The organism is Glutamicibacter nicotianae, from assembly GCF_002797775.1.
Lineage (GTDB): Bacteria > Actinomycetota > Actinomycetes > Actinomycetales > Micrococcaceae > Glutamicibacter > Glutamicibacter nicotianae.
Genome location: NZ_PGEY01000001.1, coordinates 1995062 through 2020716 on the forward strand (window position 1 = coordinate 1995062; position 25655 = coordinate 2020716).

Genomic DNA, 25655 nt, shown 5'->3' on the forward strand with positions numbered 1-25655 from the left:
CAGCAACGGCGAGGACGTGAACGGATTTCCATCTGTTCATGCCCTCGCCGTTGCCAGTTGCTAGGACTTCTTGGCTACCTTGAGCTTGTCGCCGACCTCATCCAGGGTGACAGCCACGGTGTCGCCATCCTGCACCGCCCCAGCCAAGATCTCCTTGGCCAGCCGGTCGCCGATCTCGCGCTGCACCAAGCGGCGCAGCGGACGGGCGCCGTATGCCGGATCATAACCGGTCAAGGCCAGCCACTCGCTGGCGGCCTGGTCCACCTCCAGGCTCAGGCGGCGATCGGCCAGGCGTTGCGCGAGCAAGTCGATCTGCAGCTTGACGATGCTGCCCAGCTCCTCGATGCTCAATGGATCGAAGAGGATGACCTCATCCAGGCGGTTCAAGAATTCCGGCTTGAACGAAGCGTTGACCACGTTCATCACCGCTGACTTCTTGGCCTCGTCTTCCAAGCTTGGATCCACCAGGAACTGGGAACCCAGATTGGAGGTGAGGATCAGGATGGTGTTCCTGAAGTCCACCGTTCGCCCTTGGCCATCGGTCAGCCGGCCGTCATCGAGTACCTGCAGCAGGATGTCGAAGACTTCGGGGTGCGCCTTCTCCACTTCGTCCAGCAGGATCACCGAGTACGGGCGGCGGCGTACAGCTTCGGTGAGCTGCCCTCCCTCTTCGTATCCCACGTAGCCCGGAGGGGCACCGACCAGGCGGGACACCGCGTGCTTCTCCGAGTATTCGGACATGTCGATGCGCACCATCGCGCGCGGGTCATCGAAGAGGAAGTCCGCCAGCGACTTGGCCAGCTCGGTTTTGCCGACACCGGTTGGACCGAGGAACAGGAAGGAACCGGTGGGCCGGTTCGGGTCGGCAATGCCGGCACGGGTACGGCGCACGGCGTCGGAGACCGCGGCGACCGCCTGCTTCTGGCCCATCAGGCGCTGCCCGATGATCTCTTCCATCTCCAGCAGCTTCTGGCTTTCGCCCTGCAGCATGCGACCAGCCGGGATGCCAGTCCAGGCCGAAATGACTTCCGCAATGTCATCCGCGGTGACTTCCTCGGCGACCATGGTGTGCGTCTCGGCCTTGTCGGCTTCGGCGGCGGCCGCCGCATCCAGCTCCTGCTGCAGCGTCGGAATCTCCCCGTAGAGCAGGCGCGATGCCTTCTCCAGGTCACCCTCGCGCTGGGCCTTGTCGGCCTGGCTGCGCAGTTCATCGAGCATGACCTTCAGATCGCCGACGCGATTCAGGCCAGCCTTCTCCGCTTCCCACTGGGAATTCAGCGCATCCAGCTTTTCCTTCTTGTCAGCCATGTCCTTGCGCAGGGAATCCAGGCGTTCCACCGAAGCCGGATCCGTCTCATCGGACAGAGCCAGTTCTTCCATGGTCAATCGGTCCACCTCGCGGCGCAGCTCGTCGATCTCCTCCGGCGCCGAATCGATCTCCATGCGCAACCGGCTGGCGGCCTCATCGACCAGGTCGATGGCCTTGTCCGGCAGCTGGCGTCCGGAGATGTAGCGGTTGGACAGCGTGGAAGCAGCCACCAGTGCGGAGTCGGCAATGGAGACCTTGTGGTGCGCCTCGTAGCGCTCCTTCAACCCACGCAGGATGGCGATGGTGTCGTCCACGCTCGGCTCGCCCACGTATACCTGGGCGAAGCGGCGTTCCAGGGCCGGGTCCTTCTCGATGTTCTCGCGGTACTCGTCCAGCGTGGTGGCACCGATCAGGCGCAGCTCGCCACGGGCTAGCATCGGCTTGAGCATATTGCCTGCGTCCATCGCACCCTCGGAGGCGCCAGCACCGACCACGGTGTGGATCTCGTCAATGAAGGTGACAATCTGGCCATCCGAAGCCTTGATCTCTTCCAACACCGCCTTCAGCCGCTCTTCGAATTCGCCGCGGTACTTGGCACCGGCGACCATGGCACCCAGATCCAAGGAGATCAAGGTCTTGCCGCGCAGCGACTCCGGGACGTCGCCAGCGATCATGCGCTGGGCCAGGCCCTCGACCACAGCGGTCTTGCCCACGCCGGGTTCACCGATCAGCACTGGATTGTTCTTGGTGCGGCGGGAGAGCACCTGCACCACGCGGCGGATCTCGCGGTCGCGGCCGATGACGGGATCCAGCTTGCCCGAGCGCGCCAGGGCGGTCATGTCGGTGCCGAACTTCTCCAGGGACTGGAAGGTTGCCTCAGGATCCGGGTTATCGACCTTGCGGTCGCCGCGGATGGTCGGCAAGGTGCCCACCAGCAGTTCGCGGGTGGCGCCGAATTCGCGCAGGGCTTCACCCGCCTTGGTCTGGTCTGATGCCAGGGCGATGAGCAGGTGCTCGGTGGAGACGTAGGTGTCCCCCATTTCCGCGGCGGCCGCCTGGGCGTTGCTCACGACCTGCAGCAGCTGCCGGGAGTACTGAGCTTGGGCAACCGAAGTACCGGAGCTGGAGGGCAACGCGTTGATGACAGCGCTCGCCTTGACGGAAAGCGCGTCGACATCCAACCCCGCAGTCTTCAGCAAGGCCACTGCGACGGACTCTCGCTGGTCCAACAATGCCTTCAGCAGGTGCGCAGGTTCAATCTGCGGATTGCCTGCGGTTGAAGCGTTCATCCCGGAAGCTGAGAGAGCTTCTTGGCTCTTAGTGGTGAGTTTCGTGTCCACGCGCATCCTTTCTCTATTGGAGTGAACCCATAAACTTGAGTGCACTTAACTCAACTCTACTCCTAGTCCTAGTATTCCAGCTAGAGCAAGATTCTCGAGATATTTTTTCTTCCCTTTGCCTCGGCGGCAAAACCCCTTGTGGAGCGCGATTTGCAGTCTTAGGATGAGGCATGGCCAACCCGGATTCCCAAGATATTTTTTCCCTGCCCCACGATGAGATGGTCCAGGTTTTCATCGATCAGCACCGGCAGATGCTGCTTTCCAGCCTCGACGGGCTGGACGAAGACGAAGCGCGGTTGAAGCTGGTTGAATCCAAGACCACGTTGCTCGGGCTGGTGAAACATGCGATCTTCGTCGAACGTGTCTGGTTTGGCGAAGCAGCCACCGGCAAGAGCCGGGCCGAACTGGGCATTGCGTCGTCGCCCAGCAAGTCCTTCGACTTGTCCGCGTCCGACACCATCGAATCCATTCGGCGTGACTATGCCCAGGCCATCGAACTGTCACGTGAAGTAGTCAAGGGCAAGACCGGGGATCAAGTTTTCTCCGGCAATCGGCGCGGGTCGTTGCCGCTGCGCTGGATCCAGCTGCACATGCTGCGCGAATTGGCGCAGCATTGCGGGCACGCCGATATCCTGCGTGAGCAAATCCTGTCCGCACGGAATTAGCCGGCCACGCATCATCGGCAGGTACCGCGCATGCTGTTGCCAGCGCTCCGAGTCCTGCGAGGATTTCCAAGGCGTCCCGAGACCTGGGCCGAAGAATTCACTCGAGCACTTTGCCCACCGCATCCTTCGAATTGCATATGACGCCTACCTAACTGGGCAAAGACGAAGTACATTACAGAACAACATGACATCCGTAAACCAGAATTCTTCCAGGAGCACCGCTTCGGGTTAGGATTAAAGGACGTAAGGGAGTATTCACAATCGTTGAATCCGTCAATACGCGGGACTTCATGGTCCTGCCGGGTTTTACGGCCAACCACAGTGTCGGTGAAGAGACTTACTCGGACGCGTCCGCGCGCAACTTACGAAAGCAGGAATCCCTATGGGAGCTTCCCCTTTGATTTGGGGCATCACGATTGTCGTGATTCTCGCCCTACTGGCCTTCGATTATTTCTTCCACATCCGCAAGGCCCACGTTCCATCCCTGCGTGAAGCAGCGATCTGGTCCAGCATCTATGTCGGCTTGGCCCTCATATTCGGTGTGCTGGTGCTCATCTTCGGCGGCATCGACATGGGCGCCGAATACTTCGCCGGCTACATCACCGAAAAGGCCCTGTCCGTCGACAACCTGTTCGTCTTCCTGATCATCATCGCCAGTTTCAGGGTCCCCCGCGAAGACCAGCAGAAAGTACTGCTCTTCGGCATCGTCTTCTCGCTGATCGCCCGCACCGCGTTCATCTTTGTCGGCGCGGCGCTGATCAACCAGTTCGCCTGGGTCTTCTACCTGTTCGGCCTGATCCTGCTGCTCACCGCAGGCAACCTGCTGAAGAAGGACGACGAATCCGACGAGGCTAACAACTTCATCATCCGTTTGGCCAAGAAGCTATTCCACACCACCGACAAGTACGACGGCGACAAGCTGTTCACCATGATCGACGGCAAGAAGGTCCTGACCCCGATGCTGCTGGTCATGGTGGCCATCGGCGGAACCGACATCCTCTTCGCCCTGGATTCCATCCCAGCGATCTTCGGACTCACCCAGAACGTCTACATCGTGTTCACCGCTACCGCGTTCTCGCTCATGGGCCTGCGCCAGCTCTACTTCCTGCTTGATGGATTGCTGGACCGCTTGATCTACCTGTCCTATGGCTTGGCAGCGATCTTGGCGTTCATCGGCGTGAAGCTGATCCTGCACGCGCTGCACGAGAACAACCTGCCATTCATCAACGACGGCGAGCACGTGATGGTCATCGAAATCAGCACCGGGCTGTCGCTGAGCGTGATCATCGGCGTCCTCGTGCTGACCATTCTCGCTTCGCTGTTCAGCAAGGCTGGCAAGGCACAAACCGCCATTGGCAACCTGCGCCGCCATGCGAGCAGCTACAACGACCTGAGCTACACCTCGGATCCAAACGAACGCGAACGCATCTACCGTGCCCTGGTGGAAGAAGAAGCGTATGTGAAGACCATGGAGAAGAAATACCGCGACAAGGCCAAGGACGTGGACAAGATCCGCGTCGAGGTCGCCGAGGCGCACCGCCAGCACGATGAGTACCTGAAGAGCTGATCCGATTCAGGCTTAGAGCAATGGCTGCCAACTCATTGGAGTTGGCAGCCATTGCCGTCTTGGTGCTGCCTAGCGGCGAACGTTGCCGATGTAATTGTCCGAAGGCACGATGACCTTGCCCAAGGGCATCAGGGACACCGGGATCATCTTCAGGTTGGCGATGCCCAGCGGGATGCCGATAATCGATACGAACATCGGGATCGCGGTCACCACGTGCCCGATGGCAATCCAGATGCCGGCAAAAATGATCCAGATGATGTTGCCCAGGGTGGAGAACGCGCCGACCGGTCCGTTGTCGACTACGGTGCGGCCGAAGGGCCACAGCGCATAGCCGGCAATGCGGAACGAGGCGATGCCGAAGGGAATGGTCACGATCAGCACGCAGCAGATGATGCCTGCCAGCACGTAACCCAGGGCCAGCCACAGGCCGCCGAACAGCAGCCAGATAATGTTGAGAATACCGCGCACTAAATCAGTCATGGCTACATTCTCCTTCTTTTGCCTCTCATGCTCCATCGGGGATCACCCCGAATTCCCCCTAGGGGTGTCCAATCCCCCACCGTTCGGCACGCATCGATGCAGGTTGCTCGGCTAGGATTAATCATCATGAGCGAATCGAGCGAGCAGCAGCGTCCACCCCATGGCTCTGCCCCCAGGAACCCAGACCTTTTCCGTGCCGAGCCGGTGTCCTTCGTGCGTCGCGGCAACCGCCTGCAGGGCCGCCGGGCCAGCGCCTGGGAGCGCAATGCCGAGCAGTATGTCATCGAGCCGCCCCGCAAGATTGCCGACACCTCGGTTGCTGACGACTTCCAGCTCGATCCCGCGGAGGCCTTCGGCCGCACGGCACCGCTGATCGTGGAGATCGGCACCGGCCTGGGCGAATGCATCGCCAACGCCGCCAAGGACGATCCCGAGCGCAACTACCTCGCCGTTGAGGTCTACCGTCCAGGCCTGGCCCAGTTGATGCTGAAGGTCGAATCCTTCGGCATCACCAACGTCCGCGCCGTGCAGGCCAATGCCCCTGAGGTGCTGGACGTCATGCTTGATGAGAACAGCGCGGACGAGATCTGGATCTTCTTCTCCGATCCGTGGCACAAGCCGAGGCACCACAAGCGCCGCCTGATCAAGGCCTCATTCCTGGACAAGGTCTCCCGCGTACTCAAGCCAGAGGGCACCCTGCGCTTGGCCACCGACTGGTCGAACTATGCGGAGCAGATGCGCGAGGTCCTCGAAGCCCACCCTGATTTCGAGAACCAGCATCCCGGAAACCTCTCCGGCGAGGAGAGCAACTTAACCAAGGTGCGCCGCGATGGCATGGAAGGCTTCGACCCCGAGCCTGACTTCATTGACGTCCAGGGCGGCTGGGCACCGCGTTTCGAGCGACGCATCCTCACCAGCTTCGAGGGCAAGGCGCTGAAGGCTGGACGCCTGGTGTTCGATTTGGCGTACACGCGCATCGGCTAGCGGCCGAAAAGCATCAAGGAGGCCATGGAATCCCTAGGATGGATTCCATGGCCTCCTTTTCTGCTCAGAACCAGTTCTGCTCCCAAGACCCGAGCATGGAATATGCCGGGGTGAGGCTGGAACAACTGTCATTGGACCATGCCCCGGAGCTGATCCAGCTCGCCGCCAACGGCCGGCTGGATGAAGCATGGTTTGCCACCACCCCATCGGCCGAGTCCATGCAGGCGGATATCGAGCGCCGTCTGGCGTTGCAGGAAACTGGAGCGATGGCTCCGTTCGCCATCATCGACCTGTCCACCGGCCAAGCGGTGGGGGCTACGAGCTACCTGAATATCGACGCGGCCAACCATCGCGTGGAAATCGGCTCGACATTCTTTGCCGTGCCCGCCCAAGGCACCGGGATCAATCCGGCGGCCAAGTTCATGCTGCTGCGCCGCGCTTTCGAGGAGTTGGATTGCTATTCAGTGGCTTTCTGCACGCACTGGCACAACACTGTGTCACGCGCAGCAATTGCACGGCTTGGCGCCAAACAGGATGGCGTGCTGCGCAATCACAAATATGATCCGAAGACCGGCACGCTTCGAGACACCGTAGTCTTCTCGATCCTCCCGCACGAGTGGCCTGCCGTGCGCACCCAGTTGGAAGCGCGCCTGGCGAGGCACGGACGGATCTAGCGGCCGATGGCGCGGCGTACCGGGAAGAGCGACACGGTCGGTTCACGTCGTTCCGGACGCATGCCCCGGGACAGCGAAACGATGTCGCCTCCAGCGGTGCCCGCGGCGAAGATGCGCGATTGGCCCTGGCGAACGGCGGACAGTTCTTGGCGAAGCCCATTGACTTCGGTTTGCAGATACGCGACTTGATCTTGCAGATCCAGGATGCGCTTGATGCCTTCCAGCGAGACGCCTTCCTTGCTCAATGACTGCACCTGGCGCAGCAGCGAGACGTCGCGTTGCGAGTAGCGGCGCTGCTTTCCGCTTTGCCGGCTGGGCGAAACCAAGCCGATGCGGTCGTATTGGCGCAGCGTCTGCGGATGCATGTCTGCAAGCTGGGCGGCGACGGAAATGACGAAGACAGGTCGCAGGTACTCCCCGTTCACGTTGCTTTTAACACCTTTCTGCAAGGACCTACGATACTGGCCCTTTTGCCTTTGAGTCTATCTTCCCCGCCCTGCCAGTTCGATGCCAGGACAGGGAAAACAGGCTATTGGGTTCAGAGCTTGGCGTGGGCTGCCAAGTCCGCTCGTGGATCCTCGCCCTCCGTGGCTGCAGCGAAGTCCTCCACGGCCTTCTTGGCGGCGTCCGAGAGGTTCTGCGGGATCGCGACGTCCAGGACGATCAGCAGATCGCCGGTGGCCTTGGACGTCTTCACCCCGCGGCCCTTCAAGCGCAAGGTGCGTCCGGAGTTGGATCCGGCAGGCACCTTCACCGCAACGGATTCCCCGTCCAGGGTCGGTACGTGGATCTTTGCTCCAAGCACCGCTTCATCGAAGGTCACCGGCACGTGGATGCGGATGTTGTTCTCTTCACGCTTGAAGAACGGGTGCTCGCTGACCTTGACCTTGACCAGCAGGTCGCCGTTGCCGGCAGCTCCTGGCTGGCCCTTGCCACGCACGCGCACCGACTGCCCGTCCTTGATTCCCGCCGGGATGCGCACGTCGATGACCTCGCCGTTCTGTTCGCGCAGGCCAATGGTGGTTCCCTTGATCGATCCGGAGAAGGAGATCGTGGTGCTGGCCGTGCGGTCGGCACCCTTGCGCGGCGGTGCGCTTTGGCCGAAGCCGCCGCCAAAACCGCCGCCGCCTCCGAACAGGTCGGAGAAGTCCGGCTGTCCGCCACGACCGCGAGCGCCGCCTCCGCCACCTCCGAAGAGGTTGGAGAAGATGTCCTCGAAGCCGGCCTGCCCGCCTGGGCCACCCGGTCCGCCGCCCGCAGAGAACCGCGCTCCGCCGCCCATGGCGCGGATCGCATCGTACTGCTCGCGTTCTTCCTTATCCGAAAGCACCGAGTTGGCTTCGGAGATGTCCTTGAATTTCTTTTCAGCGGCCGCGTCCCCCTGGTTGGTATCCGGGTGGTACTTGCGTGCAAGCTTGCGGTACGCCTTCTTGATGTCCGCCTCGCTGGCGTCCTTGGAGACGCCCAGAATGGCGTAGAAGTCTTTTTCGATCCAGTCCTGACTTGCCATCAGGGCCCCATCCTTTCAGTGCCAATTCGACACTGCCCACTGACGAGGACTCGGCAGTGGGCAGTATCGATTGTGCTATTCGTGGCTATTCGCCGGTGGCTACCAGCACCTGGGCTGCGCGCAGGATGATGGTTCCCTTGCGGTAACCGGTGCGCAGCACCTGTCCCACGTGGTCGGCTGGAATCTCCGGAACAGCCTGGCGAAGCAGGGCTTCGTGGATGTTCGGGTCGAATTCCACACCGGCCTCGTTGATGCGTTCCAGGCCATGCTGAGCCAGAATGCCATCCAGCTTGTTGGCGATCGACGCGAACGGGCCGTCGGCGAGGTCGCCGTGGGCTCGTGCCGCATCGATGTCGTCAAGCACCGGAAGCAGAGTGTTGAGCACGGACTGGACGGCGTTTTCACGCGCCACTGCCCGGTCACGTTCCACACGCTTGCGGTAGTTGACGTATTCAGCCTGCAGGCGCAGCAGGTCGTTGCGCAGTTCGGTTTCCACCACACCGGCATCTTCCGGCTGCTCCGCTTCGGCTTCAGCGCCAGCAGCAGCTTCGTTCAGGATCGCCTCGGCCTGACCCAGGGCGTCAGCAGTTGGCTGCTGGTCAGCGGCCTCGGGCTGGTTCTCCGGCTCCTGGCCGGAGTTCTCGTTCTGGTCCTTTGCCTCGGACATATTCCTAAACTCCCTACTTCTTGTCGGCTTCGTCTTCGTCGATGACCTCGGCGTCGACGATGTCTTCATCAGCGTTAGGTGCCTGCTCGCCTTCGCCAGTAGCAGCTCCCTCAGCCTGGGCGTTGGCGTAGATTGCCTCGCCCAGCTTGGTCTGCGAAGCCTGCAGCTTCTCGAACGCGTCCTTGACCTCGTCGTCGTTGTCCTGCTTCTCAAGAGCAGCCTTCAGTGCGTCAACGTCGGCCTGAACCTCGGTCTTGACCTCTTCTGGCAACTTGTCTTCGTTGTCCTTGATCAGCTTGTCCACCGAGTAGGCTGCCTGCTCGGCAGCATTGCGGGTCTCAGCAGCTTCGCGGCGTGCCTTGTCCTCTTCGGCGTGTGCTTCAGCTTCCTGAACCATGCGCTCGATGTCTTCCTTGGACAGCGAGGAGCCACCAGTGATGGTCATCGACTGCTCGGTGCCGGTGCCCTTGTCCTTAGCGGATACGTGCACGATACCGTTGGCGTCGATGTCGAAGGTGACCTCGACCTGTGGGATGCCGCGAGGAGCCGGTGCGATACCGGTCAGCTCGAAGGTACCCAGAGCCTTGTTGTCACGGGTGAACTCGCGCTCGCCCTGGAAGACCTGGATGGAAACCGAAGGCTGGTTGTCTTCAGCGGTGGTGAAGGTTTCCGAACGCTTGGTCGGGATGGCGGTGTTGCGCTCGATCAGCTTGGTCATCACGCCGCCCTTGGTCTCGATGCCCAGGGACAGTGGGGTGACATCGATGAGCAGAACGTCCTTGCGCTCGCCCTTCAGCACGCCGGCTTGCAGGGCTGCGCCCACGGCGACAACCTCGTCAGGGTTCACGCCCTTGTTGGCTTCCTTGCCGGCCAGGTCCTTGACCAGTTCGGCAACGGCTGGCATACGGGTGGAACCGCCAACCAGGATCACGTGGGCGATGTCCGAAACCTTGATGCCTGCTTCTGCGATGACGTCATTGAATGGCTTGCGGGTGCGCTCCAGCAGGTCCTTGGTCAGGTCCTGGAACTTGGCACGCGAGAGGTGCTCGTCCAGGTGCACTGGGCCCTCTGGGGTGACCGAGAGGTACTGCAGCGAGATGTTGGTGCTGGTAGCCGAGGACAGTTCCTTCTTGGCCTGCTCAGCAGCTTCCTTGAGGCGCTGCAGGGCGATCTTGTCCTTGGACAGGTCTGCACCCTTGGCCTTGGCCTGGGCCAGCAGCCAGTCGACAACGCGCTGGTCCCAGTCGTCGCCGCCCAGGCGGTTGTCACCTGCGGTTGCGCGGACCTGGATGGTGGAGAAGCCGTCGTCGTCCTTGCCGACTTCCAGCAGGGACACGTCGAAGGTGCCGCCACCGAGGTCGAAGACCAGGATGAGCTCGTCCTCGTTGCCCTTTTCCAGGCCGTAGGCCAGTGCGGCAGCGGTTGGCTCGTTGACGATGCGCAGGACGTTCAGGCCGGCAATCTCGCCGGCTTCCTTGGTGGCCTGGCGCTCTGCGTCGTTGAAGTATGCAGGAACGGTGATCACAGCGTCGGTGACCTTTTCGCCCAAGTACGACTCAGCGTCGTTCTTCAGCTTCATCAGGGTACGAGCCGAGATTTCCTGTGCGGTGTACTTCTTGTCATCGATGTCGATGGACCAGTCGGTACCCATGTGGCGCTTGACCGATGCGATGGTGCGGTCAATGTTGTTTACTGCCTGGCGCTTGGCGATATCGCCAACCAGGACTTCGCCGCTCTTCGAGAAAGCGACGATGGACGGGGTAGTGCGGTTGCCCTCCGCATTGGCGATAACGGTTGGCTCACCACCTTCGAGCACGGAAACGACGGAGTTGGTGGTTCCGAGGTCGATACCAACGGCACGCGACATAATGGCTCTCCTTTGCCTTGATTGAAAGATCTAACGCCGAGGCTTTTGCCTCATTGAGCGTTCTGCACTCAAGTTTACTCAGGCGGTTTCGACTGTCAAATTAACTTGAGCGAAGGTGACTCAACTTTGCGTTCTGTTCATATCAACGGCAGTAGTGGGAGAATAATTCCCGTTTAGAAAAATTTTTCATCCGCCGATTTCCGAAACCGCCAGCGGGCAGGAAGAACGGCAGTCAGGAGCCACCCCATGGAAGCGAAGCGCAAGTTCAAGGATCTGCCAGCTGGCGGGAAGATCGCGGTCATCGTCACAGTTATTGCCCAGCTGACCTTGATGGTTGCCGCCCTGCGGGACCTTTACAAGCGGCCGGCCGAGCAAGTCAAGGGGCCAAAGCCGGCCTGGGCCGCAGCCAGCTTGATCAGTTTCTTTGGCCCCATCGCCTATTTCGCTTTCGGCCGCCGCAAGTAGTTACCGGCGTTCCCCGAAACGCAAAAGACAAGCCGTCCTCGACAATTCGAGGACGGCTTGTTCGCTGTCAGCGTGCTCTGATCAGCGCATCAGGTTGATGCCTTGGGCAGCCAGGACACCGAAGAGAGTGCCCCATAGGATGATCGAAATGATCTGCCAGAAGATGACCTTCTGCTTGTTCGCGCCGAAGGACACCAGCGCCGCGGAGGTGATCTGCGAAGGCAGAATCGTCTGGCCGAGCAGGCTCACCCCTGCAATGCCGTACTTGTCGAAAGCCCGGCGCAGCTTCTCGTATTTGCGCTCCTTCTTCTCCGATTCGGCACCCTTGCGCACCTTGCTGCGCACCGCGTGCGCGCTGTTGACGAACAGCAGCATGGAAATCACGTTGCCGATCACGGCGGTGGCGATGGCAGCTACTACCGGAACTCCGATCACCACGCCAATGAGCGAGCCGAAATAGGACTCGATGAAGGGAACAGCAGCGACCAGGGCCACGGCGACGAACTGCAGCGGCTCCGGGAAGGATGCGGCGAAATTCTGCAGGGATTCAATCATGGCTGGTTACTCCTGGAATGGTGGAAGTTGCTCGCTGTCTTGTTGCTTCAATTCTATGTTTTGCCTAGTCGATACGGGATCAGCCAGCAGGGGTAAACTTTTGACGGGTTTTGCCACGGCTTAAACGAAATACTCCCCCGCATCCAGAAAGGTAGATGCGAGGGAGTACTCCTCAAGGATTAGTGCCAGCGGCTAGTTGCCGCGGCCTGCCGGGCTGGTTGCCCGACGCGGACCGCGCGAACGGCCGCCGGTGGCGCCGCCTGCATTGCGTCCGCCGGTGCGAGGCGAACGCGCCGACGGGCTCGATGGACGCTCCGCATTGGCAACACGGGCCGGGCGCTCGGTGTTCGCACCGCGAGCGCCGCGCGCCGGACGCTCGCCCTGGCTAGCGCCGTCGCGATCCGCACGGCGGCGTTCGCCTCCGCGGCCTTGGGCTTCGGCAGCCGGCTTGGCACCACGGGCTGGACGCTGGCCGCGTCCACCACGTCCGCCACGGCCGGAACCTTCACCGGCAGGCTTGCTCTTGGCCGGATTGCGCTTCTGCTGAACCGGAGCGACATAGGCAACCGGTTCGGCAACTTCGCCGACAACCTTCATGACTGCTGGGGAATCCACGGCGACCTTCTCGAAAGGCACCTTGATCCCTGCCTGCTTCATCAAGCTGGCAACGTCGCCCTGCTGGTCCGGGGTGCAGATGGTCACCACGGTGCCATCCGAGCCGGCGCGGGCGGTACGGCCCGAACGGTGCAGGTAGGCCTTGTGCTCTGCCGGTGGATCGATGTGGACTACCAGTTCCACGCCATCAACGTGCACGCCGCGTGCTGCCACGTCGGTAGCTACCAGCACCTTGGCGGTGCCTTCAGCGAACGCTGCCAGGTTGCGGTCACGGGCGTTCTGCGAGAGATTGCCGTGCAGGTCCACCGCTGGCACGCCAGCCTTGGACAGGGTGACTGCCATCTTCTTGGCGTGGTGCTTGGTGCGCATGAACATGATGCGGCGGCCAGTGCCCTGGGCCAAGACGCGAATCAGTTCCTTCTTGTCGTCGTTGGGGATCACGAAGACGTGGTGCTCCATGGTGTTCACCGCGGCCTTGGGTGCATCCACCGAATGGATCGTTGGGTTGCTCAGGTAGCGCTTGACGACCTTGTCCACGCCGTTGTCCAAGGTGGCGGAGAACAGCATGTGCTGGATGCCGGTTGGCATGCGGTCCATGATGCGGCGCACGACGGGCAAGAAGCCCATGTCCGCCATGTGGTCAGCTTCATCGAGCACGGAGATTTCCAGCTGGGAAAGGTCCACGATCTTCTGCTTGATCAGGTCATCGAGGCGGCCCGGGCAGGCGATGACAATGTCAACGCCCTCGTTCATGGCCTTTTCCTGGCGGCTCTGCGCGACGCCACCGTAGATCACGGTGGTGCGCAAACCTGCGGCCTTGGCCAGCGGTTCGACGGTCTTGGCGATCTGGGTTGCCAGTTCGCGGGTTGGCGCCATGATCAGCGCACGCGGGAAACGGGCCTTGCGGCGCTGCGGGCGTTCGGCCAGGCGGGCTACCAGGGGCAGCGAGAAGGCCAGGGTCTTGCCCGATCCGGTCTGGCCGCGGCCGAGGACGTCGCCGCCGGCCAGGGTCGAAGGCAGGGTCGCTTCCTGGATCGGGAAGGCGGATTCGATTCCGCTGTCGGCAAGGACCTTCGCCAGGTATTCGGGCACGCCAAGGGCGCTAAAAGTTACGGACATAGCCATGCTTTCTCTCTGATTCGCACGCCTGTTTCAGGCGCTGGGGTTCGCCGAGCCAGGAGGAAGTCCGCATCATGCCAGGCCGAGAAAGGCCGGCCGCAAAAGTGGACCGGAAGAGGTTCTCCGGCCGATCCACACAGAGGGGAAATCTAAACTGTCGACGCATGCGCCACCGAATTTTCCAGTGACGCACAAGGATCCATACTACAGGCCAAAAGCGGGGCCAGTCTGTGAGCGGCCCCGCTTTGCCGCCTCTCCCCGGGAGATATTCGCCACTAGGATCCCGGGACGTGCCTTTCTGCTGGCTGCTCCAGCTCGAATTCGCGCTTCGCCAATTTCGAGGGCCACCAGACCTTTGGTCCAATTTCCTCAACCAAGGCCGGCACCAGCAGGCTTCGCACAACGAAGGTATCGAGCAGCACGCCGAAGGCGACGATGAAGCCCAGCTGGCCCAGGAACATGATGGGCACCACTCCCAATGCGGCGAAGGTCGCGGCAAGCACCACGCCGGCGGAGGTAATCACGCCGCCGGTGACCTTCAATCCCACGCGCATGCCTTCTCGGGTTCCGCGCTTCAGGGATTCCTCGCGCACACGGGTCATCAAGAAGATGTTGTAGTCCACGCCCAGCGCCACGAGGAAGACGAAGCCGAACAGCGGCACGGACGGATCTGCGCCTACGTACCCGAAGACGTTGTTGAAGACCAGCGCGCTGACGCCCATGGCGGTGCCGTAGGAAAGCACGGTGGTCAGGATCAGCAGCACCGGCGCCAGAATGGAGCGCAGCAGCAGCATCAGGATCAGCAAGATGGCCAGGAGCGTGATCGGAATGATCTTGAACAGATCCGCGATCGCGGTCTCGTTGGTATCCAGCTGCGTCGCAGTGGTGCCGCCGACCAGGGCGTTGGCATCGAGCGCATGCATATGCTCGCGCAGCTCGACTACGGTCTGCTTGGCGGCATCCGAGTCCGCCGCATCGGACAGGGTCACCGATATCAGGTTGCGGCCTTCGACGCTGTAGGGCTCGGCGCCTCGGGCGGCCATCGCCGGTCCCCCGTCTTCGGCCTGCAGGTAGGCCGAATCGACGCCGGTGACATCGAGGGCCTTTTCCAGGGCAGTCTGTGCTTCAGCTTCATCGATGATCACCGTGGCCGGGGAGCCCGATCCGCCAGGGAAGTGCTCGCCCAGGGCGATCTGGCCATCTCGCGCTTCGGAACCGCCCACCACCAGCTCGCTCTGCGGCACGCCATGGGCCTTGAGCTGGGTCATGCCCAGCGCTCCGACGGCCAGCACCAGCGCGGTGATGATCCAGATCGGGCGCGGATGATTGGCGACAAAACGCGCAATGCTGCCCCACAGGCCTTCTTTCTGCTGGCCGTGGGCATCCGCGGCCGCCGGCTTGGGCGGGAACGGCCAGTAGGCGGCCCGGCCCAGCAGGCCAAGCACCGCCGGCAGGAATGTCAATGCGGCGATGATCGAGAAGATGATGCCCGAGGCGCCGATGGGGCCCAGCGCCTTGTTCGAGTTCAGATCCGAGAACAGCAGGCACAGCAGGCCCACCGTCACGGTACCGCCGGAAGCTACAATCGGTTCCACGGAACCCTTCCACGCGGATGCCACGGCCTGCCACTTGTCCTCGCCTGCAACGAGGGCTTCCTTGTGCCGTGCCACGAAGAGCAGGGAGTAGTCCGTCGCCGCGCCGATGACCAGGATCGACAAGATGCCCTGGGCCTGCCCATCGAGACGGATCCATCCTTCGGATGCCATGAAGTACACCGCGACGATTGCCGCGCAGAGCGCCACCACCGAGGTCAGCAGCACCGTGAACGGAAGCAGGAGCGATCGGTAGACCAGCAGCAGGATCACCAGCACGGCGGCCAGCGCCACGCCCAGCAGCACTCCGTCAATGCCCCCGAAGGCTTCGACCAGGTCGGCACTGAAGCCGGCCGGGCCGGTGACATAGGCGCTGGCGCCCTCGGGCTTCTCGGCGGCCAGGAGCGAACGCAGTTCGTCGACTCCCTCGTTGGCCTTCACCTCGCCGGAGACCGGAACAATGAATTCAGCGGCCTTGCCGTCCTCGGAGAGGAAGGGGCCGGTGATCTGGCCGTCAAGATGCGTGAAGCCGTTGAGCGCTTCGCCCACCAGCGCGGCGCTTTCCCGGCTGACCCCGGCATCGCTGGTGAGCAGCACGACCGCTGGAATTGCCTCGGTGGAGCGGAATTTGTTCTGCCATTCCAGGGCCTCGGTTGCCTCTGCGGTAGCCGGGAGGAATGCGGTCTGGTCATTGGTCTGGACCTCTGAAAGCTTGCCGAAGGTCGGGCCGCCAATTCCGGCGACACCCAGCCACAGGACGATCAGCAGGGCATAGATTCCCGCCCTGATGCCGACGTTCTTCTTGTTCATTCGCTTCTTGCCCGGTGCCTGGCCGGTTTTCGCTAGATGCGCCACTGATCCGTCCTCACTCGTATTTGCTGCCGGTGGATCGACCAGCGATCCCGAACGCAATACTACAAGATGTATTTCCATTATCGAAATAGTTACTAGGCTATTGAATTTTTCAGACTAGGATTGCGCTTATGAGCGCCAGAGAACAGCACCGCTTGGTCATGCTCCTGCAGGAATTCGGCCAGGCCTCAGACCGGTACGTTGAGTCCACTGGAGCACTGTACGGAACCCATCGCACGGATATGAATGCGCTGTCGATCATCATGAAGCACGAGCAACGCGGCCAGCTGCCTTCTCCCCGCGACCTGAGCCGCGAACTGCAGCTGAGCTCCCCAGCTACCACCGCCATGCTCGACCGCCTTGAAAAACTGGGCATGATCGAGCGCCAGCGCTCGGATGCGGACCGCCGTGTCATCCGCATTGCCATGACCGCCAAAGCACGAGGCAAGGGCAGGGAAATGTTCATGCCGCTGGGCATCAAAATGCGCGAAGTGATCAGCCACTACGACGAACAGCAGCTGCAGGTCATAGCCCGTTTCATGGCCGAAGCGGTTGCCGGGGTGGACAGTGCTCGCGAAGAAGCCGTAACAGCGCGCAACGAATCAGCCCGCAGCATCCCGGCAACCTAGCATTAAGCAGTGACCCTTTCCCTCTGGCTTTCCCTTCTCAGCGCCTGCATCGTCATCAGCTTCACCCCCGGTGCCGGTGCGATCAATACCATGAGCAATTCCTTGAGGCAGGGCTGGGGCGCTTCCATCTGGGGCGTGCTCGGGCAGCAGATCGCCCTGCTGATCCATGTGGTCATCGTCGCAGCCGGAGTCGGGCTGCTCGTGGCCAGCTCGCCGTTGCTCTTCGCCATCATCCGCTACGCCGGAGCTGCCTATCTGGTGTACCTGGGCATCCGGATGCTGCTGTCCAAACCCGAGGTCGCCTCCGACGGATCCAGCAGCGGGCACAAGCTGACCCCTTGGGCTATGCTCAACCGCGGCATCCTGGTCAACCTGCTCAACCCCAAGGCCATAGTTTTCTTCCTGGCTTTCACCCCGCAGTTCATCCGCGCCGACCAGCCGCTCCTGGCCCAATACGCCATCTTCATCGGCACGGTCATCGTGGTGGACATCCTGGTGATGTTCTTCTTCTTTGCCGGCACCGCCCGTACCTTCCAGCGCTTCACCGCCACCTACCGGGGTGCCAAGCTGCTGAACATCCTCTTCGGCATCCTATTCATCCTGGTCGCCGCGCTGCTGTTGCTGATCCACTAATTTTTTCTCCCCCAAAGCCGTCTTGAACCCCTAGTCGTAACCCATTCATGACCCTGCGCACCGAATCGTTGCCGTTTTGTTGCCGGGAAACGTGCGCGTAGCTATCGATCGAATCGCCTTGTGCCCATAGACTGATGCCATGTTCCGGATAATGATCGTGTGCACGGGAAATATCTGCCGTTCCCCCATGGCCGAGTACATGCTCAAGAATGCGCTCAAGGACGCCGAGGTCTCGCAGGTGGAGGTCATTTCGCGAGCCATCACCGATGGCGAAGTCGGCAAGCGCATCGATGAGCGGGCCGCCAGTACGCTGCGCAGCCATGGGCTTGATGCTGCTGAGCACATTGCCGCCCAGATCGACTCGGACGAAATTGCCAAGATGGATCTTGTCCTGGCAATGGACACCGACCACTTCGAGGATCTCGTTCCCGAGTTGGCCGAGATCGATCCGAGCGAACGCCCGCAGCTGCGGATGTTCCGTTCCTTCGATCCGGGAACCGCGAACTCCCCGCACGACCAGCAGGGCATTTACGACCCTTGGTACGGTGACGCGGGAGATTTCCGCGAGACCTGGAAACTCATTTCTGCTTCCCTGCCTGCCCTTGTAGATTACGTGCGGAGTAATATCACCTCTCGTGGAAACCGCTAGACCAACACTTATTGCCATTGACGGGCGTTCCGGATCCGGCAAAAGCACCTTTGCAACAGACCTAGCGGAATACTTGGAAGCCACCGCCTCCGTAGCTATTTTGCGCCTTGAAGACCTCTACCACGGTTGGGATGGACTGCACAGTTCCTTCGAGCTGTATGAACGGATCCTGCCGCAGCTGGCAGCAGGGCTCACCGCTGCATACCCCACCTGGGATTGGGAATCGAGTACCCTCGGCCAATCCAGCAACTTCTCGCCTGCCGAGATCGTTGTCGTTGAAGGCGTCGGCGCGCTCCATGGCGCAGCCCGGAAGTACCTCGACCTCGGAATCTGGCTTGAGGCCCCGGAAAACTGCCGCCGCGACCGGGCCCTGGCCCGCGACGGCGAGACCTACCGCCCGTACTGGGACATGTGGGCCGAGCAGGAAGATCGGTACCTGAAGGCCCATAACCCGCACCACGCGGCCGACCTGGTGATGGACGCCGCCAGCGACCTCGATCCCATGCAAATCTGGGCACTGGCCTGCCCATACCTGCCCGCCGGAATACGCCAGCGGTGCGCAGGCCCCAACACGGCTCCCAGCGTCCTGGAATTCCGCCAGAGCTACGAGGCGCCAGGTGATGCGGCCTCGCTTTTCGAGCAACTGGCCGCTGCCCTTCCGCATGCCGCGTTATTGGAATCGACAAGCCACAAGCTCAGCGACCCATTGGAACGCAATCGCTATTCGGTGCTTGCTCTCTCCACTGCTCAGCAGCCGCCGTTGCTGAGCGCTACCAGCCACGGCACGAGCATCCGACTGCCCGGCGCTGAAGTACGGCTGGGCAAAGATTTCTTCCGCGCCCTGGCTGGCTGCTGGCCTGGCTCGCCAATCGATGCGAAAACCGGCTATCCGTTGCCCGCATGGGTGGGGTATCTCGGGTATGAGCTGAAACGCGAGGTCGGCGCCGCAGATCTGCAGGCTTTGGTTGAACCCGGACGGGTACGCCCGGATGCCCAGTTCTTCGCGCCGGACACCGTGGTGGTCATCGACCATCACCAACAGCAGATGCATCTGCACAGCATTGCCGAGCCCGCAGCGGCAGTGAGCATCCTATTGGGCAACCCGCCAGAACTGCGCAGCGGGCGGGAATTGCCCATCCCGGAATTCAGCTGCGCGGATACTGCAACCGGCTACAAGCACAAGATCCGCAAAGCTCAACGGGAGATCTATGAAGGCAACACCTACGAAGTGTGCCTGACCACCGAGTTGACCGCCCATGCCGAACAGTTCGATCCATTCGAAGCCTATTGCCGCATGCGCCGCTCCAGCCCGGCACCCTTTGCCCACTACCTGCGCTTCGCCAATCTGCAGATCGCCAGCATGTCGCCGGAACGCTTCCTCGCGCTGTCCAAGGACGGGCAGCTGCGGGCCGAGCCGATCAAGGGCACCCGTCCGCGCGGCGAGAATGAAGAATCGGATCTCGCTTTGAAGCATGATTTGGCTACGCATCCCAAGGACCGGGCCGAGAACATCATGATCGTCGACCTGCTGCGCAACGACCTGTCGCACCATGCGGTTCCCGGTTCGGTGAAGGTAGCCCGGCTGTGCGCGGTGGAATCCTATGCGACGGTGCACCAGATGGTCTCGACCATCGACGCCACGCTGTCCTCCCCGCACTTGGCCGCCGAGGCCCTGCGTGAAGCGTTCCCTCCCGGTTCCATGACCGGTGCACCGAAGCTGTCCACAATGAATATCCTGGATGAGCTGGAAAACCATCGTGCCCGCGGACTGTACTCAGGGGCGGTGGGCTATTTGGGTGCTGATGGCGCTGCCGACTTCTCAGTGGTGATCCGCACCCTGGTCTGCGACCAGCTGGCTGACCAGTCATGGCGCTTGAGCTTGGGCTTAGGCGGAGCGATTACCGCAGATTCGGTACCCGCCGACGAATGGGACGAGGTCATCACCAAATCCCGTGGTGTGCTCCAGGCGCTGGGGGCCAGCTTCCCGGACGAATCCTAAGCGCTACGCGTCACTGCAAGGTGGCCGTCAGGCGTGCGACGTTGTCGATCCAACGTTGCATGCGCGGCCGGCGGCGCCACTGCGACAGGGTGATCTCCGAAGAAATATCCCGATAGTGCTTCTGCACCTGGTTGACCGCATCGACCATTTCCCGGCCCAGCAGCATCACGGATATTTCCATGTTCAGGCTGAACGAACGCATGTCCATATTCGAGGATCCCACCACCGCCACCTCGTTATCCACGGTGAAGCACTTGGTATGCAGCACCATGGGAGCCGGGTACCGGTGGATGCGCACGCCGGCTTCCAGCAGCTGCTGGTAATACGACTGCTGTGCATGGTGCACCAGGAACTGGTCGCCTTCTTCGCAAACATACAACTCGACTTCCACCCCGCGCTGTGCGGCAGTGGTGATGGCGTAGAGCAGCGAATCGTCGGGAACGAAGTAGGGACTGGTGATCTCCAGGCGTTCGGAGGCCGAATAGATCAGCGTATTGAACAGCCTCAGATTATTCTCGGTCCCGTAGCCTGGGCCGCTGGGCAGCAGCTGCGCCAGGGTGGAGCCAGGGCGTTCCTCGTAGGCCAGCGGGTGGCGGGCCTCGGCCATGTCCATCAGCACTTCCTGGTCGTCGTCCTCCTGCCACCAGTCGGTAGCGAAGGTGACGTCCAGGCTGCGCACCAGCGGGCCTTCGACGCGCAACATCATTTCAACCCATTCGCGGCCAACCTTGTGGGCGGACTCGCGCTTGTAGCCAGGTTCGATCAGGTTCTGGCTTCCGGTGAAAGCCACCTCGCCGTCAACCACCAGGATCTTGCGGTGGTTGCGCAGATCCGGGCGTCGCCAGCGCCGGCCAATCAAGTCGATGGGCAGCATCGGGTGCCAGTTGATATTGGACTTCTTCAGGCGCTTCTTGAAATCCTTGTAGCCCTTGACGCGCAAGGTCCCCAAGTGGTCGAAAAGCAATCGGACGTGCACGCCGCGATCCGCTGCCGCTTCCAGCGCATCGAGTACCGGCCCAACATAGTCCGGGTCATCGCCCATGATGTAGAACTGGATGTGCACATAACGGGTGGCCTTTTCGATTTCCAGTCGCATTGCGTCAAGCGAGGCACGGTAATCGGAAAGGACCTCAACTTGGTTTCCGCCTTCCAGCGGCATGGCACCAAGGTTGCGATTGAGCATGACCGCCGATTCGACCCATTCCTCTTGGGAATGGAATTCTTCGGGCAGCTGCATGTGGCTCGTGGCCTCCATGATTTCATCATGGGCCCGCCGCTGCTTTTCCAACCGGCTGCGCGACAGCCGTGGATTGGCGAATAGCCAATAGGCGACAAGTCCTACCACGGGCAGGAAGAAGATGGCCAAGAGCCATGCCATTGCGGTGGTGGGGCGCCGGTTGCCCGGAACGATGCCGATCATGAAGTAGCGGACCGCAAGCTCAATCGCGACCAGCACGCTCCAGAGAACACCGCCGATCTGCAAGAAGACTTCATTGCTCGGCCACACGTAGGCACCCCCTTTGGCTATACACTCGAAGTTGGCATTTCGGCCTCTGATCTGCGATATACAGGCCAAAATCCTTCGATTAGCTTATCGAACAATCTCCTGCTTGTCTGAATCTCCGCCCGCAGAAATCACGCAGAAGACGCTGGGGTTCGATAATCTGTCTTTATGAGCTCACTTGTATTCTTGGATCCTGCCTATCCGGCCGGACGTCTTGCCGATATCACCGCACCGCAGCTTCTGGTCACTGCACAGGGAGTCACGCGAGGTGATGGCATCTTCGAATCGATGCTCTACACCAACCAGGCCGTCCGCAAATTCGAAGCGCATCTGGCACGGTTGGCAATCTCTGCTGAAGTCGCAGACCTGGCCATCCCCGATTCGCGCAGCTGGTATGCCGCGGTCGACACCGCGGTGGCCGACTTCGACGCCACCGGTGGCGCCGAAGAAGCAGTGGTGAAGCTGGTCGCTGCACGCGGCGAGCACGACAGCGATCCCGCCATTTGCTGGGTCACCGTCACCCCGGCACCGGCGCTGGGCAAGGAACAGCGCGAAACCGGCGTGGATGTCCTGCTGCTGGACCGCGGCTACGACTCGAAATTGGCCGAACGCGCACCATGGCTGATGATGGGCGCCAAGACCCTCTCCTACTCGATCAACATGGCCGCCCTGCGCTACGCGCACAAGCACGGCGCCCATGACGTCATCTTCACTTCGGCTGACGGCATCATCCTCGAAGCTCCGACCTCAACCGTGCTGGTTGCCCAGCGCGATGGCGAGACCAAGCGGCTGCTCACCCCGATGCTGGAAACCGGCATTCTGCCAGGCACCACGCAAAGCGCGATCTTCGATGCGGCGGCGCAGGACGGCTGGGAGCTGGGCTATGGCCCGCTTCGCCCTGAAGACCTGTACCAGGCCGACGGCGTGTGGCTGGTGTCATCGATCCGCCTGCTCACCCCGGTGCGCACCATCGATGCCAAGCCGTTGCGGCTGGACGCCGAGCTCCATGAGGAGCTCAGCGCCCTGAGCGACGCAATCCGCTAGGACCACACCAGGTTGTAGGTCCCTGCCAGCACGGCCGCAGCCATGGCGGTCGTGCCAAGCAGGATTCCGGTTGCCAGCACCATGCCATCACGCCAGGTGAAGGTGGCCGTGCGAATCCAGGTGCGCTTGGCCGTGCCGAACCCCTTGGCCTCCATCGTGGTTGCCAGCCGTCCGGCACGGCGTATCGCCTGCACCAGCAACGCCAGCACCTGGCCGAGGGTTGCCCTGATGCGCTGGCCCACGGTGCCGAAGTTTCCGACACCGCGAGCACGCCGGGCCAGGGTGAGCGTGGTGAATTCTTCCACCATCAGCCCAAGCAATCGCATGCCTGCCAGCGCCCCGAGCACAAACCGGTGCGGGACCTTCAGCTGCTGGGACAGCGCCCCGCCCAAATCGCTGGGGTTCGTGGTGGCCAGCAGCAAGATGCACGGGATGGCCAGTGCGAAGGCGCGCAGTCCGGTGGCGATGCCGCCGGCTACCGATCCCTCGGTGATGCTGAAGGCGCCGAATTGCGCGTACACCATGCCGCTGTCCTGGCCCACCAGGGCAATGCCCCAGGCCGCGAAGATCCCGGCAAGCAGCAACGGCCACGCACGCTTGAGGAATTTCAGCAGGCTCAGCCCGGCCAGCGGGAAGAACACCAGGGTCGCCAGGATAATCACCAGTGCCGAGACCCAATCCAAGGTGGTGATCAGCGGCAGCGTTGCCGCGGCCACCGCACCCAGCTTGGCCAGCGGATTGATCTTCGCCAGCCAGCTGTGCCCTACCGGCGCATCGAGCACCGGCCCTTGGCGCGGGGCATCAGCATCCGGGGTGCCGGAAGCGAGCACCAGCTGGTTGGCCTGGAGCACCGAGGCAAAATGCTCATCGTGGGTGACTGCAATGATCGCAGTGCCCTGCTGCAGCTCTTCGACCAGCAACCCGGCCAGCTCCCGCCAGGTGTTCGAATCCTGCCCGAACGTCGGCTCGTCGAGGATCAGCACCTCTGGCGAGGCTGCCAAAACGGTGGCCACGGACAGCCGGCGTTTCTCTCCGCCGGAGAGCGTGAACGGATTCGCCTCAGCCAAATGCGCCAACCCCAAGCGTTCAAGCAACGCATCGACGCGCGCCTGGACCTGGGCCGGGTCGTACTTCGGCGCGTTGGCGCTGCTCGCCTGCGCACGGCTGGGTGCGAAAGCCAGCTCTTCGCGGACGCTCTGCGTCACGAACTGGTGTTCGGGCTCCTGGAAGACCGAGCCGATCCGCCCGATCAGTGCACCGGCTTTCCAAGCAAACGGGGAATTGCCCAGGCCGTCGGCCAGTTGCGCGGTGGCCGTCAGCTCACCGCTGGCCGGGGCCAGCAGTCCGCCCAGGGCCAGGGCCAGCGTCGATTTGCCGGCGCCGTTCTCGCCGAGAATCACCGTCGCGGTGCCGGCCTGCACTGCCATATCCACCGCCTGGGTATGCGGCGCGGTAGCCGTGCGGGCGCAGACCAGCTGCCGCGCTTCCAGCAGCATGGCTCCGGCAAGGTTCTCGGCCGGTGCCACCTGCGGAACATATCCGGGAACCCATAGCCCGGCGGCAGCCAGCTCCTGGCGCACGGGTTCTTCGGTGTACAGCTGACGCGGATCCAGGTCGTGCGCGACTCCCCCGCCCGGTTCCAGCACGATAACCCGGTCCATATGCTCTGCCCAGGCTTCGATCCGATGCTCGACCACAACCAGCGTGGCACCGGATAGCTTCGCGGCGTTCAGCACCGCATCGCGCAACGGCCCGATGCTCTGCGGGTCCACGTTGGCGGTCGGTTCATCGAGCAGCATGAGGCCGGGTTCCATGGCCAGGATGCCAGCCAGGGCCAAGCGCTGCTTCTGCCCGCCGGAAAGCTGCTGGGTGCGGTGGTCGAAGGACAGCGCGCCCAATCCGACCGCGTCCAGCACTTCGGGGATCCGCTGGCGGATCACGCCCGGATCCATCCCGAGGTTCTCCGCTCCGAAGGCCACATCATCGGCGACCCTGCTTTGCACGACCTGGGTCTCCGGGTCCTGCTGCATCAAGCCCACCGGGTGGCTCCGGCTGAACGCATCGTTGCCATCAATCTGCAGCTGGCCGGCAAGCTGCTGATCCTCATCGGCTGCCAGCAGCCCGGCCATTGCATGCAGCAACGTCGACTTGCCGGCACCGGATGGACCGAGCAGCAGCACCTTTTCACCGGCGTGGATCTGCAGATCCAGCCCCGAGATGGCAGGTTCCTGCCGCTCCGAATGCTGCCAGCCGAAACCAGTTGCGGTGATTGACGCTCCGCGCTGGGTCAGCGAGGCGGCATCGGAATTGGCAACTGAACTCATTTTGCGGTTTCCAGGTGTGCACGCCGGCTCGCCAGTGCGCTCAGGGCACCGGTCTTCGCCAGTCCGCGCGTGGCCAGCCAGGACAGCAGCCCGGCGATGACCAGACCGGAAACACCGGTGGCGATCACGTGGAAGATCTTCATCCCGGCGGTGTACTCGACGTAGTAGGCCAGGATGTATGCCTCGGTAATGCCGGCGAACAGGCCGGAGAACAGGCCTGCCAGAAGTGCCACGCCCAGGTTCCACTTGCGGTAGCGGAATGCCGCGAAGACCAGCTCCGCGCCCAGGCCCTGGACCAGGCCGGAGATCAGGACGGTCAACCCATAGTGCGAGCCGAGCAGCGCTTCAACCACGGCGGCCAGCAGCTCGCAGTAGAGCGCGGCGCCAGGCTTGCGGATAATCAATGCGCCGAGCACCGCGGGGAACAGCCACATGCCGGTGAGCAGCGCGGTGGCTGGAGGGAAAGCCGCGAAGGCCAGCGAAAACAGGCCGTAGCCGGCACTCCATGCCCAGAAAATGACTCCTGAAGCCACGGCGATCACCGATGCCACGACGATATCGACGACACGCCAGCCGGTACGATGCTTCGAAATTGTTTCGTTCATTGTTGGT

Annotated in this window: 22 protein-coding genes; 10 read left to right on the forward strand and 12 right to left on the reverse strand. The window is 62.1% G+C overall.

What is annotated here, in order from left to right; genetic code table 11:
- Positions 1-60 precede the first annotated feature (60 nt).
- On the reverse strand, positions 61-2649 hold the full coding sequence (clpB, locus tag ATK23_RS09300) for an ATP-dependent chaperone ClpB (RefSeq protein ID WP_066141385.1): 2589 nt from the start codon (positions 2647-2649) through the stop codon (positions 61-63).
- Positions 2650-2819: 170 nt separating this feature from the next.
- Here clpB and ATK23_RS09305 point away from each other — a divergent pair, with 170 nt between their 5' ends.
- Entirely contained in the window at positions 2820-3314 is a 495-nt protein-coding gene (locus ATK23_RS09305; protein WP_066141072.1) for a DinB family protein, read from the forward strand.
- A 382-nt stretch (positions 3315-3696) separates the two neighbouring features.
- Positions 3697-4881 carry a TerC family protein gene (locus ATK23_RS09310; RefSeq protein ID WP_038991720.1) on the forward strand — a complete coding sequence of 395 codons (1185 nt, stop codon included), beginning with the start codon at positions 3697-3699 and terminating at the stop codon, positions 4879-4881.
- Positions 4882-4950: 69 nt separating this feature from the next.
- Here ATK23_RS09310 and ATK23_RS09315 read toward each other — a convergent pair whose 3' ends face one another.
- Complete coding sequence (locus ATK23_RS09315) at positions 4951-5361, reverse strand: YccF domain-containing protein (RefSeq protein ID WP_038991721.1); 411 nt, start codon at positions 5359-5361, stop codon at positions 4951-4953.
- Between the two features lie 126 nt (positions 5362-5487).
- Here ATK23_RS09315 and trmB point away from each other — a divergent pair, with 126 nt between their 5' ends.
- Together trmB and ATK23_RS09325 are read left to right on the forward strand one after the other, a co-directional pair.
- A complete protein-coding gene (gene trmB, locus ATK23_RS09320; RefSeq protein ID WP_066141076.1) occupies positions 5488-6345 on the forward strand; it encodes a tRNA (guanosine(46)-N7)-methyltransferase TrmB in 858 nt (285 codons plus the stop codon).
- 47 nt (positions 6346-6392) lie between these two features.
- The gene (locus ATK23_RS09325) at positions 6393-7019 is read left to right on the forward strand and encodes a GNAT family N-acetyltransferase (protein WP_066141387.1); all 627 of its coding nucleotides are present in this window, start codon (positions 6393-6395) and stop codon (positions 7017-7019) included.
- Here the strand turns inward: ATK23_RS09325 and ATK23_RS09330 are convergent.
- From ATK23_RS09330 to dnaK, 4 genes are all read right to left on the reverse strand, one after another.
- The gene (locus tag ATK23_RS09330) at positions 7016-7444 is read right to left on the reverse strand and encodes a heat shock protein transcriptional repressor HspR (protein ID WP_038991723.1); all 429 of its coding nucleotides are present in this window, start codon (positions 7442-7444) and stop codon (positions 7016-7018) included. The genes ATK23_RS09325 and ATK23_RS09330 overlap by 4 nt on opposite strands.
- Before the next feature lie 113 nt (positions 7445-7557).
- The gene (locus tag ATK23_RS09335) at positions 7558-8529 is read right to left on the reverse strand and encodes a DnaJ C-terminal domain-containing protein (RefSeq protein WP_066141084.1); all 972 of its coding nucleotides are present in this window, start codon (positions 8527-8529) and stop codon (positions 7558-7560) included.
- 85 nt (positions 8530-8614) lie between these two features.
- Positions 8615-9196: a nucleotide exchange factor GrpE gene (locus tag ATK23_RS09340; RefSeq protein WP_066141087.1), complete on the reverse strand. Its 582-nt coding sequence runs from the start codon at positions 9194-9196 to the stop codon at positions 8615-8617.
- A gap of 13 nt (positions 9197-9209) precedes the next feature.
- Positions 9210-11063: a molecular chaperone DnaK gene (gene dnaK, locus ATK23_RS09345; protein WP_066141090.1), complete on the reverse strand. Its 1854-nt coding sequence runs from the start codon at positions 11061-11063 to the stop codon at positions 9210-9212.
- A 246-nt stretch (positions 11064-11309) separates the two neighbouring features.
- Between dnaK and ATK23_RS09350 the strand changes: the two genes are divergently transcribed.
- Positions 11310-11528 carry a PLD nuclease N-terminal domain-containing protein gene (locus ATK23_RS09350; protein ID WP_066141093.1) on the forward strand — a complete coding sequence of 73 codons (219 nt, stop codon included), beginning with the start codon at positions 11310-11312 and terminating at the stop codon, positions 11526-11528.
- A gap of 81 nt (positions 11529-11609) precedes the next feature.
- Here ATK23_RS09350 and ATK23_RS09355 read toward each other — a convergent pair whose 3' ends face one another.
- The 3 genes from ATK23_RS09355 to ATK23_RS09365 form a co-directional block, all read right to left on the reverse strand.
- The gene (locus ATK23_RS09355; RefSeq protein WP_066141096.1) at positions 11610-12083 is read right to left on the reverse strand and encodes a hypothetical protein; all 474 of its coding nucleotides are present in this window, start codon (positions 12081-12083) and stop codon (positions 11610-11612) included.
- 192 nt (positions 12084-12275) lie between these two features.
- The gene (locus ATK23_RS09360) at positions 12276-13817 is read right to left on the reverse strand and encodes a DEAD/DEAH box helicase (protein ID WP_066141099.1); all 1542 of its coding nucleotides are present in this window, start codon (positions 13815-13817) and stop codon (positions 12276-12278) included.
- 275 nt (positions 13818-14092) lie between these two features.
- On the reverse strand, positions 14093-16219 hold the full coding sequence (locus tag ATK23_RS09365) for an MMPL family transporter (RefSeq protein WP_066141389.1): 2127 nt from the start codon (positions 16217-16219) through the stop codon (positions 14093-14095).
- 173 nt (positions 16220-16392) lie between these two features.
- Here ATK23_RS09365 and ATK23_RS09370 point away from each other — a divergent pair, with 173 nt between their 5' ends.
- From ATK23_RS09370 to ATK23_RS09385, 4 genes are all read left to right on the forward strand, one after another.
- On the forward strand, positions 16393-16890 hold the full coding sequence (locus ATK23_RS09370) for a MarR family winged helix-turn-helix transcriptional regulator (RefSeq protein WP_038991728.1): 498 nt from the start codon (positions 16393-16395) through the stop codon (positions 16888-16890).
- Positions 16891-16899: 9 nt separating this feature from the next.
- Entirely contained in the window at positions 16900-17523 is a 624-nt protein-coding gene (locus ATK23_RS09375; RefSeq protein ID WP_066141102.1) for a LysE family transporter, read from the forward strand.
- Positions 17524-17662: 139 nt separating this feature from the next.
- Positions 17663-18172: a low molecular weight protein-tyrosine-phosphatase gene (locus ATK23_RS09380; protein WP_066141103.1), complete on the forward strand. Its 510-nt coding sequence runs from the start codon at positions 17663-17665 to the stop codon at positions 18170-18172.
- 73 nt (positions 18173-18245) lie between these two features.
- On the forward strand, positions 18246-20171 hold the full coding sequence (locus ATK23_RS09385; protein WP_066141105.1) for a chorismate-binding protein: 1926 nt from the start codon (positions 18246-18248) through the stop codon (positions 20169-20171).
- A 10-nt stretch (positions 20172-20181) separates the two neighbouring features.
- Here the strand turns inward: ATK23_RS09385 and cls are convergent, their stop codons facing one another.
- Positions 20182-21678 (reverse strand): cardiolipin synthase, encoded by a 1497-nt coding sequence (gene cls / locus ATK23_RS09390; RefSeq protein ID WP_255209570.1) that lies wholly within the window; start codon positions 21676-21678, stop codon positions 20182-20184.
- A 165-nt stretch (positions 21679-21843) separates the two neighbouring features.
- Between cls and ATK23_RS09395 the strand changes: the two genes are divergently transcribed.
- Entirely contained in the window at positions 21844-22719 is an 876-nt protein-coding gene (locus ATK23_RS09395; protein WP_066141108.1) for an aminodeoxychorismate lyase, read from the forward strand.
- Here ATK23_RS09395 and ATK23_RS09400 read toward each other — a convergent pair.
- Together ATK23_RS09400 and ATK23_RS09405 are read right to left on the reverse strand one after the other, a co-directional pair.
- Positions 22716-25043 (reverse strand): ATP-binding cassette domain-containing protein, encoded by a 2328-nt coding sequence (locus ATK23_RS09400; RefSeq protein WP_066141111.1) that lies wholly within the window; start codon positions 25041-25043, stop codon positions 22716-22718. The genes ATK23_RS09395 and ATK23_RS09400 overlap by 4 nt on opposite strands.
- Entirely contained in the window at positions 25040-25648 is a 609-nt protein-coding gene (locus ATK23_RS09405; RefSeq protein ID WP_066141114.1) for an ECF transporter S component, read from the reverse strand. Before ATK23_RS09405 ends, ATK23_RS09400 begins: the two co-directional genes overlap by 4 nt.
- Between the last annotated feature and the right edge of the window lie 7 nt (positions 25649-25655).

Excerpts from the sequence above, each read along its gene's own strand:
- ATK23_RS09315 (WP_038991721.1), bottom strand. The coding sequence starts at position 5,361 with ATGACTGATTTAGTGCGCGGTATTCTCAACATTATCTGGCTGCTGTTC.
- dnaK (WP_066141090.1), bottom strand. The coding sequence starts at position 11,063 with ATGTCGCGTGCCGTTGGTATCGACCTCGGAACCACCAACTCCGTCGTT.
- ATK23_RS09340 (WP_066141087.1), bottom strand. The coding sequence starts at position 9,196 with ATGTCCGAGGCAAAGGACCAGAACGAGAACTCCGGCCAGGAGCCGGAG.
- ATK23_RS09370 (WP_038991728.1), top strand. The coding sequence starts at position 16,393 with ATGAGCGCCAGAGAACAGCACCGCTTGGTCATGCTCCTGCAGGAATTC.
- ATK23_RS09310 (WP_038991720.1), top strand. The coding sequence starts at position 3,697 with ATGGGAGCTTCCCCTTTGATTTGGGGCATCACGATTGTCGTGATTCTC.
- ATK23_RS09400 (WP_066141111.1), bottom strand. The coding sequence starts at position 25,043 with ATGAGTTCAGTTGCCAATTCCGATGCCGCCTCGCTGACCCAGCGCGGA.
- ATK23_RS09305 (WP_066141072.1), top strand. The coding sequence starts at position 2,820 with ATGGCCAACCCGGATTCCCAAGATATTTTTTCCCTGCCCCACGATGAG.
- ATK23_RS09365 (WP_066141389.1), bottom strand. The coding sequence starts at position 16,219 with ATGAACAAGAAGAACGTCGGCATCAGGGCGGGAATCTATGCCCTGCTG.
- ATK23_RS09405 (WP_066141114.1), bottom strand. The coding sequence starts at position 25,648 with ATGAACGAAACAATTTCGAAGCATCGTACCGGCTGGCGTGTCGTCGAT.
- ATK23_RS09355 (WP_066141096.1), bottom strand. The coding sequence starts at position 12,083 with ATGATTGAATCCCTGCAGAATTTCGCCGCATCCTTCCCGGAGCCGCTG.
- ATK23_RS09335 (WP_066141084.1), bottom strand. The coding sequence starts at position 8,529 with ATGGCAAGTCAGGACTGGATCGAAAAAGACTTCTACGCCATTCTGGGC.
- ATK23_RS09380 (WP_066141103.1), top strand. The coding sequence starts at position 17,663 with ATGTTCCGGATAATGATCGTGTGCACGGGAAATATCTGCCGTTCCCCC.
- ATK23_RS09395 (WP_066141108.1), top strand. The coding sequence starts at position 21,844 with ATGAGCTCACTTGTATTCTTGGATCCTGCCTATCCGGCCGGACGTCTT.
- ATK23_RS09350 (WP_066141093.1), top strand. The coding sequence starts at position 11,310 with ATGGAAGCGAAGCGCAAGTTCAAGGATCTGCCAGCTGGCGGGAAGATC.
- trmB (WP_066141076.1), top strand. The coding sequence starts at position 5,488 with ATGAGCGAATCGAGCGAGCAGCAGCGTCCACCCCATGGCTCTGCCCCC.
- ATK23_RS09325 (WP_066141387.1), top strand. The coding sequence starts at position 6,393 with ATGGCCTCCTTTTCTGCTCAGAACCAGTTCTGCTCCCAAGACCCGAGC.
- ATK23_RS09360 (WP_066141099.1), bottom strand. The coding sequence starts at position 13,817 with ATGTCCGTAACTTTTAGCGCCCTTGGCGTGCCCGAATACCTGGCGAAG.